Origin of the sequence: Bradyrhizobium sp. AUGA SZCCT0182, from assembly GCF_018130185.1 — a bacterium.
In the GTDB taxonomy this organism is placed as follows: Bacteria; Pseudomonadota; Alphaproteobacteria; order Rhizobiales; family Xanthobacteraceae; genus Bradyrhizobium.
Genome location: NZ_JAFCLY010000039.1, coordinates 23,902 through 35,559, shown reverse-complemented (window position 1 = coordinate 35,559; position 11,658 = coordinate 23,902). Strand labels below are relative to the sequence as shown.

Genomic DNA, 11,658 nt, shown 5'->3' with positions numbered 1-11,658 from the left:
GATGGAACGGCGCGCCGTGCAGACTTGCCTTCAGCGGAAATGGCAGGCGACCCAGTGCCCGTCGGCGCTTTGCTTGAGCGGCGGGGCCTCGCTTTTGCATAACGGAAACTGCGCGATCGGGCATCTGGTGTGAAAGTGACAGCCGGTCGGCGGAGAAATCGGGTTCGGCACTTCGCCCGACAGCCGGACGCGCTGCCGCTTCACCTTTGGATCCGGTATCGGCACCGCCGACAGCAGCGCTTCGGTGTAGGGATGCCGCGGCGAGGCATAGAGTTCGTGGGCTGACGCCATCTCGACAATGCGCCCGAGATACATCACCGCGATACGCTTGGAGATATGCTCGACCACCGCAAGATCGTGGGCGATGAAGAGATAGGCGAGCCCGAACTTTTCCTGCAGATCTTCCAGCAGGTTGATGACCTGGGCCTGGATCGAGACATCCAGCGCCGACACCGGCTCGTCGCAGATGATCAGCTTGGGCTCGACCGCAAGCGCCCGCGCGATGCCGATGCGCTGGCGCTGGCCGCCGGAGAATTCATTCGGATAGCGGCTCATATGGTCCGCGCGCAGGCCGACGGTTTCCAGCAAATCCACCACGCGCTCTTCGAACTGCTGTTTGGTCTTGGTCAGTTGGTGGATGATCAGCGCTTCGCCGACGATCGCGCCCACATTCATGCGCGGATTGAGCGACGCGTAAGGGTCCTGAAAGATGATCTGGATGTCGCGGCGCAGGATGCGAAGGTCGTCGGCCTTGAGCGACCGGACATCCTTGCCGTCGAAATGGATTTCGCCCGAACTCGGTTCGATCAGGCGAAGCACGCAGCGGCCGGTGGTCGATTTGCCGCAGCCGGATTCCCCGACCAGGCCCAGCGTTTCGCCGCGGTCGACGTGAAAATCGACGCCGTCGACCGCATGAACGCTGGCGGTTTGACCGCTGAACAGCCCGCCCTTGAGCGGAAATTCCTTGGTCAGTTTTGCGACTTTGAGCAGCGGCTCGCTCATTGAACCACCGTCGTTTCGGCGTGGATGCAGGCCACCTTGTGGCCGGGTTCGAGCTCACGCAAGGCAGGCTGCGCGCGCACACATTCATCGGTCGCAAAACCGCAGCGCGGCGCGAAGCGGCAGCCCTCGGGCGGGTTGATCAGCTTCGGCACCGTGCCGGCGATGGTCTGCAGCCGGGCCTTGCGCCCGCCGCCCCTGTCGACGCGCGGGATCGAGCGGATCAGGCCCTGCGTATAGGGATGGCGCGGGTTGGCAAACAGCTGCTCGACCGCGGCTTCCTCCACCACCTTGCCCGCATACATCACCACCACGCGCTGGGCGACTTCGGCGACGACGCCCATGGCGTGGGTGATCAGCATGATCGACATGCCGAGGCGCGATTTCATGTCCTGCAGCAGATCGAGGATCTGCGCCTGGATCGTGACATCGAGCGCCGTGGTCGGCTCGTCCGCGATCAGGAGCTTCGGATGGCAGGATAGCGCCATCGCGATCATCACGCGTTGCCGCATGCCGCCGGAAAACTGGTGCGGGTAGTCGTTGACGCGGCGCGCCGGGTTCGGGATCTGGACCAGCGCCAGCATGTCGATGGTCCGCTCCAGCACGGCGCGGCGTCCGAGGCCTTCATGCAGGGCGATTACTTCGCCGATCTGGTCGCCGATGGTGTAGACCGGATTGAGCGAGGTCATCGGCTCCTGGAACACGATGGCGATTTCCTTGGCGCGAATCCGGTTCATCTCGTCCGCCGCCATCGGCACCAGGTCGCGGCCCTGCCACAGGATCTGCCCGCCGGCGATCCGCCCGGGGGGCATTGCGATCAGCTTGAGCACGGAAAGCGCCGTGACCGTCTTGCCGCAACCGGACTCGCCGACCACGCAGACCGTCTCCCCGCGCCGGACGGCAATATCGACGCCGTCGACCGCCTGCACGACGCCGTCATCGGTCGCGAAATGCGTCTTCAAGCCCCTGATGTCGAGCATGGGCGCTTCGTCAGTCGGTTTCGCACCCACGCTCGCGGTATCCTCCGGACGCAACATTACATGACTCTCCGGGGGTCGAGCGCGTCGCGCAATCCGTCGCCAATGAAATTGATGGTGAGCACGGTCAGGAAAATCGCGGCGCCCGCGAACAGCGCCCAATGCGGTGCGATGTCGAGATAATCCTTGGCGTCGAACAACAGCCGCCCCCAGGTCGGGATGTCAGGCGGAAAACCGAGGCCGAGAAACGACAGCGTCGATTCCGCGATGATCGCCGCCGCGACGTCGATGGTGCCGGCCACGATGACAGGCCCGAGCGAGTTCGGCAGGATGTGCCTGATCACCAGCCGCGGCGTGGTGGCGCCGAGCGCGCGCGCCGCTTCGACGAATTCCTTTTCGCGCAGCGACAGGAACTGCGCGCGCACCAGCCGCGCCACCGGCATCCAGCGAAACGCACCGATCACGAGCACGATCAGGATGAAGACGCCGCCCTCGGGGCCGACCCAGTTCTTGAGAAAATCCCGGAACAGATAGATCACCAATAGCAGCAGCGGCAGTTGCGGCAACGCCAGGAACAGGTCGGTGATCCACATCAGCGCGGCGTCGACGCTGCCGCGGGAGATGCCCGAGATCGCCCCGATCAGGACGCCGACGATGATGGCGACCGCCATCGCCGCGAAGCCGACCGCCAGCGAAATGCGTCCGCCATACAGCATGCGCGCCAGCAGGTCCTGGCCGAGATCGTCGGTGCCGAACGGGTGGTCCCACGACGGGTGAGCGAGCCGCGCGGTGAAATCGATTTCGTTGATCGGTATCCGCCAGATCAGCGGTCCGAACAGAACGGCCGCGGTCAGCATTGTCAAAATGCCGATGCTCGCCACCGCCATGCGATGGCGGCGAAATTTTCGCCACACCTCATAGCCGGGCGAAATGTGACGCGGGCGTCCCTCGAGCGGAACGACGACGTCAGCGATAGGAGATGCGTGGGTCGAGCCAGCCATAGATGATATCGGCCAATAGGTTGAAGACGACGACGAGACAGGCGAACACGAAGGTCACCGCCATGATGACCGGTGTGTCGTTGGCGAGGATGGCGCTGATCAGCAGTGAACCAATGCCGGGGATGCGGAAGATCTGTTCGGTGACGATGGCGCCGCCGAACACGGCCGGCATTTGCAGCGCGACCAGCGTCACCACGGGGATCAAGGCGTTGCGCACCACGTGCTTGATGACGACCTTGCCTTCATTGAGACCCTTCGAGCGTGCCGTGGTGACATAATCGAGGCGGATGACGTCGAGCACCGCCGAGCGGACGTAGCGGGTATAGGAGGCGGCCTGAAACAGCCCGAGCACCGAAATCGGCATGATCGCCTGCTTGAAATATTCGAAAGCCCAGGCCCAGCCGGTGGCCGGGATATCGACCCGGTAGACGAACGGCAGCCAGCCGAGATTGATGCTGAAGATCAGGATCAGCAGCAGTCCGGTGAAGAAGGTCGGCAGCGAGAAGCCGATGAAGGCAAAAGTGTTGGCGATCTGGTCGAAGATCGAATAGGGCCGCATCGCCGCATAGACGCCGACCGGCAGCGCCACCGCCAGTGCAAGGATCTGCGACGAGCCGACCACGAACAGCGTGGTTGGAACCCGCTGCAGGATCAACTGGTCGACGTCGATGCGGCTGGCGAACGAAAAGCCCCAGTCGCCCTGCAGCATCGCGGCGAGCCAGCGCAAATAGCGGATGAAAATCGGATCGTCGATGCCGAACTTCACCCGCAGCGCCTCCCGGACTTCGGGCGGCACATTGGAGTTGGTGGCAAGTTCGCCGAACGGATCGCCCGGCGCCAGCGCCAGCAGCACAAAGAGAATGAGGCTGATGCCGAGCAGGCTGGGCAGGGCGATGATCAGGCGCCGGAGGATGTATTTTCCCATGGTCGTCCTGCCACCGCCCGTTCAGATCTTGCGCATCGCAAAGCTCACCTCAGGTCTCACGGTACCAGTTCGCGATCTGCCATAGATCGTTGTCCCAGCCGCTGAGAGGCACCGCCAGATTGCCGGCGACGGCCGAGACTTTCGGCCGGCGGAGCAGGGGCTGGATGTAGTTGTCCGTCACGACGAGGTCGTTGAGCTTGATGAACATCGCGGCCCGCTTCACGGCATCGAGTTCCTGCTCGGCCTGCTTGTAAATCTCGTCATATTCCTTGTTCTGCCAGCGCGAGACGTTGCGGCCCTGCCACTTGTTTTCCTTGTTCGCGGCGCGCCACGACAGATACTGGTTCATGAAGAACCCGGGGTCGGGCTGCGTCATGGTGGTGTTGTACATCTGCGCATCGCAATAGAAATGCGTGTAGGTGTCGGGATTGGCGGCGTCGGAGGAGAAAAACACCGATGCCACCACCGACTTCAGCTCGACGTCGATGCCTGCCTTCTGGCACGCCTGCTTGATGATGGCCTGCGTTTTCTGGCGGGGCGCGTTGATCGAGGTCTGGTAGACGAACCGCAGCGGCTTGCCGTCCTTGGCGCGAATGCCGTCGCCGCCCTTTTTCCAGCCGGCGGCTTCCAGGATCGCGTTGGCCTTCTCTATGTTGAACTCGAATTTGGTGTTTTTCGAGCGAACCTTCTCCGGGGCGTTGAGGAAGTTTGCGGTGGCGCTCGCCGTTCGGCCATAGATGAACTTCTCGATCGAGGCGCGATCGATCAGGAGATTGATGGCCTGGCGCACCGCCGGGTCGCTGAACAGCGGATGCTTGGTCTTGACGCTGGCGCGTTCGCCGTCGACCTCCGCCGCCGGATCGGTCGAGTTGAGCATGATGAATTCGATATTGCCGGTCTCGACGATGCTGACCTTGCCCTTGCCGGCGCCTTCCAGCTTGGTCAGGATTTCATCTTCGACCTGCATGTTCCAGGCATAGTCATATTCCCCGGTCTGCAGCACTGCGCGCGCGGCCGACACCGCATCGCCGCCGCCCTTGATTTCGATGTTGTCGAAATACGGACGGTTGGGCATGTGGTAGTTCGGATTGAGCTTGCCGCGGACGATGTCGCCCGGCTTGAAATCGACGAAAACGTAAGGACCGGTACCCACCGGCTTGAGGTTGGCCGGCGCGTCGCGCGACTTGCCGCCGATGTAATCGGCAAACAGATGTTTCGGGATGATCATGCCATAGGTGCCGACAAAGGCGTCGGCCCAGAACGGCGTCGGCTTTGAAAACGTCACGCGAACGGTGAAATCGTCGACCTTTTCGACCTTGGCGTCCTTGTAGCTGGCGATCGAGACCGCGGCGGTCTCGGGATTGCGCGCATATTCCCAGTTGAACACGACGTCGTCAGCCGTGAACGGCATGCCGTCATGCCATTTGACGCCCTTTTTCAGCTTCCAGACCACCGAGAGGCCGTCCTCGGTGAGGCCGTTGTTTTCCTTGCTTGGAATTTCGGCGGCCAGCACCGGGACCAGATTGCCCTCCTGGTCCCATCCGGCCAGCGGCTCGTAAAAGACGCGGGAGCCGTCCTGGTCCTTGGTGCCGACGGCGAAATGCGGGTTGAGCAGGGTGACTGCCTGCCAGTACAGGATTTTCAAAAGCCCGCCGCCGCCGGCCTTGGTCGGCTTGTAGGGGATCGCGGTCTGGGCCATCGCCACCCCGGATTGGGCCAGCATCATGCCGGCCATCGGTGCCGTCAGGCCGACGGCGATCATCTGCTGGACAAAAGACCGCCGCGACAAGCGTCCGGTCTTGACGTCTGCAATGAGATCTCGAAGTTCCCGTTCTTGCATCGGATTGGCTCCTCGGCTGGTGCAAAATGTCTGACTCACGCCCCCTGGCGCCCCTGCCGCCGCAGGGGGCGTGGACCAAATGATCGGACCACCAAGGAAATGGATCAGGTTAGTACCAGCCTGTCAAAGCAGGAACCGGGCCACGCTTCGCCAAAACCGTCTTGACCAAAAGTCCGGCTTGACCCGGCGGACCAAGCGACCGGTTCGCCACGAGACCGGTTATCCGGACTGCAGCCACGCTCGTTCGTTGGGAAAAGCGGCGTCCGCGCCTAATTGCGGTGGCGCACCATGACCGGCTCAAGCCCGGCAACGACCGCCGGCGCCTGCGACGAAATGCTCGCGGTCGACGGCAAGCTCGCGACGGGCGCCGGGGTGCGATAGCGCGGCAGTTGATCCCCGAGCGAATAGAACACGCACAGCGCCAGGCTCGACCAGACCGCCAGGCTGAAATAGAGCGACATCCAGGCAATCTCTTCCTTCCACTCGGCAATGTCGTGCGTCACGATCCAGCGCGTGCGCACGTCGCGCAGACCCTCGAGCGGGTGCAGCAGCGGATTGCCGTCGGCGACATCGGCCCGCCATCGGTTCAAATACATCGGGACGTCGACGGTCATCAGGAACGCCAGATAAAACGCGATCCCGACGATCGTGACGATCAGGATCGCGCGTACCGCACCGTCGAACTCCGGCAGCAGGCGGCAGAGACCGACGCCGATGATGAAGAAGACGACGGCCCAGATCGAATTCTCGATGGCGTTGTTTAGATATTTGGTGGTCAGCACCGCGTGCCAGGAGAAGCACTCCGCGATCACGATCAGCGGCACGATCACCCAGGCGGCGTTCACGGTGGTGTCCGCGCCCGTGATGGTGCCGAGCTGGTGCAGGATGACAGCCCATTGTGCCGCGAAGGCGATCTCCGCCACGGTCGCAACCGAGCGGCCGACGAACACGCTCGACAGCCAGGTGTCGAACAGGCAGATCCGTTGCACGTCGGCGCGCGGCAGGATCGAGCGGAAGGCGCAACCGAACACATAGGCCGCGCTGAGCGCGAGCATCAGCTCCACGCCGGACGTGCTGGCTGGACTTCCAATCGGCTGTCCGTGGAGCTGGCGGTACAGCACGAACCAAACCGCGATATTGGCGCCGCTGACCAACGTCAGCATGCCCCACCACCGGATCACCGGATTCGACCAGGCCAGGGAGGCTGGTTGCGCACGCCATTCCAAGCTCATTTACCGCTCCGCATTTAATCGAACTGACATCTGATTGTTTTACTTCTGTCATGAATCGCTGCGAATCACGACAAAAATATAATACGTGGGTCGGAGTCTTGCGGGAGTGACGGCGAGCGCGTCGGCGATCTGCACTTGAGGAATCGGTCTTGTCGGCGCTGATGGACGCCGCTGTCATAAAACTGTCATCAAAAGTTCAGGTCGCGATCAAATGTATTGCCGCCTGTATTCGTCAAGCCGAATACGGCAGTCGCGTTCTTGCCAATAATGAATTTGCAGAGATCAAGGGAGCAATTTTGCAGGTTGATCATGCTGCAAGTGGCTGGATCGGCCGGGAGGGAAGCCCTTGCAGGCTCTCACGCAGCCGACCGCCCGATCGCACTGGGACGTGAACCCATCAATTTTGAGTGGTCGGCGGACGTCCGCTTTGTTGCGCGTTTCGGACTCAAGTCGGACATCACGGCACTTCCGAGAAGTGCCAACAACGGAAGTCGCATTCATTCGATTACTTCGTTGCAACCGGTCCCTGGCTGCTTTTGGTCATTCGGGCAGCCCGGCTTGCCGCAATCCTTCTTCGTATCGCAAAAGGTCTTCGGCTCGCCTAAAAGGGCCCAACACGTCTTTGAGAGTGGAAACACGTAGCGTGGGGTTCAGTCGCCGCAGCCGAGCCACTGCCTTATGTGCTTGCTCCGGCCGCCCGGCCATTGCATTGCTTGCGGCGGCGATCCGTAATCCAGGTTGATAGTCCGGATTGTCCTGCAATGCCATTGCCGCCCACGATGCCGCTTCGTCATAGCGGCCCAGGAAGAAATGTGCATTCGCGGTCCCGCTTGGCATTCTTAGCAGCGACGGATCAAGTGGGCTCAGGCGCATGGCACGCGCGAAGCGCTCGATCGCCGCTTCCGGCTCGCCGAGCCAGATTTTCACCCAGCCGCCGAAACTCCATGCCTCGGCCCAATTGGAATTGAGCACAAGCGCGCGATCGATCAAGCCAGCGCCCACCTCGAGATCGCGAACGACAAACGCTAGCGCCCACCCGCCGGAGGCGAGCGCGATCGGGTCATCCTTGCCCAACTCAACCGCCCGCTGAGCGAGCCTTGTCACCTCAGCAATCTCGTTCCGTGTGACTGAAATCCAGCCATTGGCCCTAGCTATGGCGTAGCAATGGGCGGCACGACCGTAGGCAGATGCAAAATCCGGGTCGAGCTCGATCGCGCTGTTGAACAGGCGTAATGCCTCTTCGTTCGCTTGCCTGCTTGCAACCTGATAAAACCTGGGCAACCCGCGTAAATAGAGGGCATAGGCGTCGAGACTCTCGGTCGGCTTGCGCTTGGCACGCTCGATCTCGGCTTTTTCCACCGCCGGCGCGATCGCCCCCACAACGCTCTCGGTCACCTGATCCTGCAGATTGAAGATGTCGCCGAGACCACCATCAAAACGTTCTGCCCAAAGATGTGCCCCAGTGGCGGCATCGACGAGCTGTCCCGTGATGCGCACCCGGTTTGCGGCCTTCCGAACGCTGCCTTCCAACACGTAGCGCACCCCAAGTTCGCGCCCGATCTGCTTCACGTCGACGGCGCGCCCCTTGTATGTGAAGCTCGAGTTGCGAGCGATGACGAACAGCGCCTTGAAATGAGATAGCGCTGTGATGATGTCATCTACCATCCCGTCCGCGAAATATTCCTGTTCCGGATCGGAGCTCAGGTTGGTGAAGGGGAGAACGGCGATCGAGGGTTTATTGGGTAGAGCAAGGGTTTCATCAACAGGCCAGCGGTTCGGCACGGCTGGCACGGTGCGACCGTATGGGACGCGCCAAACCCGCATCGGCTCGGCGATATTCTTCAAGGATTGCGAACCCAAATCCTCAAAACTTACATCTACCTTGCCACGAATTTGCCGACGAGCGTCGTCCGAGATGCTGATGCCGCCCGGCTCTGCCGTCCCTTCGAGACGCACTGCAATATTGACCCCGTCACCAAAGATATCGTTTTCTTCGATAATAATATCGCCGACGTGAATGCCGATGCGGAGTTCGATCTGCTTGTCGTGCGGCACGTCGATATTTTGTTCGGCCATGCCGCGTTGAATTTCGTCGGCACATCGGACGGCGTCGACCACGCTGGCGAACTCGGCAATAGCGCCGTCCCCGGTATTCTTGACGACGCGTCCGTGATGCTCAGCGATTTTGGGATCGAAAATCGTTCTTCTAAGCGCTTTCAGTCGCGCCAGCGTGCCCTCTTCGTCTATCCCTATCAAGCGGCAAGAGCCCGCGACATCCGCCGCCAGAATAGCTGCCAGCCGCCGCTCTACGTGCTCGCTGCTCAAGACGCACCCCCAAAGCTCGGGGAAGATTGAATGGGTATATAGCAGAATTGTGGGCCGGCGTCCGGCTATGCCCATGTCCGAAACGGGTCAATCGCGTCGATTTTTGCATGTCGGGCATGTCCGGTTGGCGGTTAGTCCTGGAAGTGCGCTCAGGTGCTCCCTGGCGCGACCTGCCCGCCAGCAAGAAGCCTGGGCAAACATCCCGCCGAAACGAAATCGCAAAGACGCGATCTGCTTCAGCCCGTTCCTCGCGCACGAAACTTGATCGATCGGTTCTTCAACAAGATCAAGCAATGTCGGTGCGTCGCGACCCGATACGACAAACTCGCGGCCAACAACTTAGCGTTCATGAAGCTCGCATCAATCCGCAATTGGCTGCGCGTTAATGAGTCCGCGCCCTAATTACTTGCTATTCAGGTTGGATACCGAGTTCCTGGATGACCTTGCCTGCGGACGCATGCTCGGCATCGAGAAACCGCTTCGCGCCTGCAGGCGTCACCGCGTCACCAATGCCGACATCAAAGCCGAGGGCGGGGGCGCGCTCCTGCACCTCCGGGGACTTTAATGCGCCCGCAATCTCGGAGCTGAGCTTCTGGATGATGTCGGTGGGCGTGCCGGCCGGCGCCATCAACATGAACCAGCCTTGCAGGTCGACGCTCTTCAACGTTTCCGCGATCGCCGGCACGTCCGGCAACGAGCCGATGCGCTTGCTGCCCGCAACGGCAACAGGTCGAAGCGTGCCCGCCGCGATGAAGGATTCTGCAATCGATGCGGCTTGTATAGTCACCTGGACCCGTCCCGTCATGCTGTCCTGCACCGCGTTCGTGGTCGTATTGTAGGGGACCAGAACGAAGCCGGTCCCGGCCTGCTTGTTGATCGATTGTGCGATCAGGCCCGAGAGGTTGCGCGGACCGTCGACCGCCATGCTCAGGGATCCCGGCGCTGACTTTTCCAGCGCGATCAATTCCGCAAGCGTCTTCGCCTTCACCTCGGGGTTGACGAGAAGGACGTGGTTGCTTCGGGCCACCATGGCGACCGGCACAAAATCCTTCATCGGATCGTAGGGAAGCTTCTTGAACGTATAGGGGTTGGTGACAAGCGCTGCCGAAGTGGCAAACAGGAAGGTGTATCCATCGGGGGCGGCGCGGGCGACGGCCTGCGTGCCAACGAGGTTCGCGGCGCCTGGACGGTTCTCGACGACGAACTGCTGTCCGAGCGCCCGCGAGAGTTTGTCAGCGATAATGCGACACAGCACATCCGGGCTGTTGCCCGCCGCCTGCGGCACCACGACCGACACGGGTCTTTGCGGCCATGATTGTGCGTACGCCGGACCCGAGAGGCAGAGCGCAATGCCGGTCAACAGCACGCGGCGGGATAGTTTTGGCATGGTGATCCTCCCTGAAATATTCGCCTGCGATTTCTGATCGCTTGAGGCGGCGTCCTCTCGGATAAATGTCGGCGCGGGCTGCCCGCTTCGATCAGGTTTCGTCGGCGACGCCATTGCGCAGCACGCCAAGGCGATCGATTTCGACCTCGACAATGTCGCCCGGCTTCAGCCAGAGCGGCGGGGTTCGCTTGGCGCCCACGCCGCCGGGCGTCCCCGTTACGATCACATCGCCCGGCTCGAGGCGCGTAAAGGACGAGCAGTATTCGATCTGCCGCGGAATATCGAAAATCATCTGATCGATCGTCGCGTCCTGGACGATCTGACCATTGACGCGGGTCTGCAGCCGCAGCGGCGCAACATCGCCGAGTTCGTCCGGCGTCATCATCCAGGGGCCGAAAGCGCCGGTCTCCGGAAAATTCTTGCCCGGCGTAAACTGATGCGTGTGGCGTTGAAAATCGCGCACGCTGCCTTCGTTGTAGCAGGCATAGCCGGCGATGTGGTTCCATGCGTCAGAACGCGCGATATGGCGTCCGGGCTTTCCGATGATGATCGCGAGCTCGCCTTCGAAGTCGAGATCGTGCGAGAGTTTTGGCCGGATGATGTTGGCGAGATGCCCGGTCTGGCTGTTGGCAAACCGGCCGAACACGGTGGGGTTCTCGACTTCCGCGCGTCCGGTTTCCTTGCGGTGCATCTCGTAATTCAGGCCGATGCAGAGAATCTTGTCGGGATTGGGAATGACCGGCAGCCAAATGATCTCAGCCGTGGGGTAACGCTTTGCCGTGCGGATGGCGTCGCGCACCGCGGGCAATGCGTCGGCGGCGATCGCCGATTTGAGATCGGGATAGCGATCCCTGAGCAGCGCGCCGACGTCAATCGCTTCCTCGCCCTCGATCACGCCCCAGGTGCGGCTGTTGCCGATCGTAAAACTCGCCAATTTCATTGTGATGTCCTCGCTCTGGAAACCGCGTAACG

General features: G+C 61.6%; 10 protein-coding genes and 1 pseudogene. 2 read left to right on the top strand and 9 right to left on the bottom strand.

Going from position 1 to position 11,658, the window contains the following annotated elements:
* Positions 1–30: 30 nt before the first annotated feature.
* From JQ611_RS31300 to JQ611_RS31275, 6 genes are all read right to left on the bottom strand, one after another.
* On the bottom strand, positions 31–1,002 hold the full coding sequence (locus JQ611_RS31300) for an ABC transporter ATP-binding protein (RefSeq protein ID WP_212267898.1): 972 nt from the start codon (positions 1,000–1,002) through the stop codon (positions 31–33).
* Positions 999–2,036: an ABC transporter ATP-binding protein gene (locus JQ611_RS31295; protein ID WP_212267900.1), complete on the bottom strand. Its 1,038-nt coding sequence runs from the start codon at positions 2,034–2,036 to the stop codon at positions 999–1,001. Before JQ611_RS31295 ends, JQ611_RS31300 begins: the two co-directional genes overlap by 4 nt.
* A complete protein-coding gene (locus tag JQ611_RS31290) occupies positions 2,036–2,977 on the bottom strand; it encodes an ABC transporter permease (protein WP_212467606.1) in 942 nt (313 codons plus the stop codon). The genes JQ611_RS31295 and JQ611_RS31290 overlap by 1 nt, the downstream gene beginning before the upstream one ends.
* Positions 2,943–3,902, bottom strand: a complete 960-nt coding sequence (locus tag JQ611_RS31285) for an ABC transporter permease (protein ID WP_212267904.1) — start codon at positions 3,900–3,902, stop codon at positions 2,943–2,945. Before JQ611_RS31285 ends, JQ611_RS31290 begins: the two co-directional genes overlap by 35 nt.
* A gap of 49 nt (positions 3,903–3,951) precedes the next feature.
* Positions 3,952–5,742, bottom strand: a complete 1,791-nt coding sequence (locus JQ611_RS31280) for a peptide ABC transporter substrate-binding protein (RefSeq protein WP_212467605.1) — start codon at positions 5,740–5,742, stop codon at positions 3,952–3,954.
* A gap of 269 nt (positions 5,743–6,011) precedes the next feature.
* Positions 6,012–6,974 (bottom strand): hypothetical protein, encoded by a 963-nt coding sequence (locus tag JQ611_RS31275; RefSeq protein WP_249133600.1) that lies wholly within the window; start codon positions 6,972–6,974, stop codon positions 6,012–6,014.
* A gap of 149 nt (positions 6,975–7,123) precedes the next feature.
* On the opposite strand from JQ611_RS31275, the gene JQ611_RS31270 reads away from it, so the two are divergent.
* On the top strand, positions 7,124–7,366 hold the full coding sequence (locus JQ611_RS31270; RefSeq protein WP_212467604.1) for a hypothetical protein: 243 nt from the start codon (positions 7,124–7,126) through the stop codon (positions 7,364–7,366).
* A 148-nt stretch (positions 7,367–7,514) separates the two neighbouring features.
* Here the strand turns inward: JQ611_RS31270 and JQ611_RS31265 are convergent, their stop codons facing one another.
* Positions 7,515–9,299, bottom strand: a complete 1,785-nt coding sequence (locus JQ611_RS31265; RefSeq protein ID WP_249133599.1) for an adenylate/guanylate cyclase domain-containing protein — start codon at positions 9,297–9,299, stop codon at positions 7,515–7,517.
* A 172-nt stretch (positions 9,300–9,471) separates the two neighbouring features.
* On the opposite strand from JQ611_RS31265, the pseudogene JQ611_RS42020 reads away from it, so the two are divergent.
* A pseudogene (locus tag JQ611_RS42020) lies at positions 9,472–9,701 on the top strand (IS5/IS1182 family transposase); the annotation flags it as partial.
* Between the two features lie 7 nt (positions 9,702–9,708).
* Here JQ611_RS42020 and JQ611_RS31255 read toward each other — a convergent pair.
* The gene (locus tag JQ611_RS31255; protein ID WP_212267914.1) at positions 9,709–10,686 is read right to left on the bottom strand and encodes a tripartite tricarboxylate transporter substrate binding protein; all 978 of its coding nucleotides are present in this window, start codon (positions 10,684–10,686) and stop codon (positions 9,709–9,711) included.
* Positions 10,687–10,777: 91 nt separating this feature from the next.
* Positions 10,778–11,626: a fumarylacetoacetate hydrolase family protein gene (locus JQ611_RS31250; RefSeq protein ID WP_212467601.1), complete on the bottom strand. Its 849-nt coding sequence runs from the start codon at positions 11,624–11,626 to the stop codon at positions 10,778–10,780.
* Positions 11,627–11,658 lie beyond the last annotated feature (32 nt).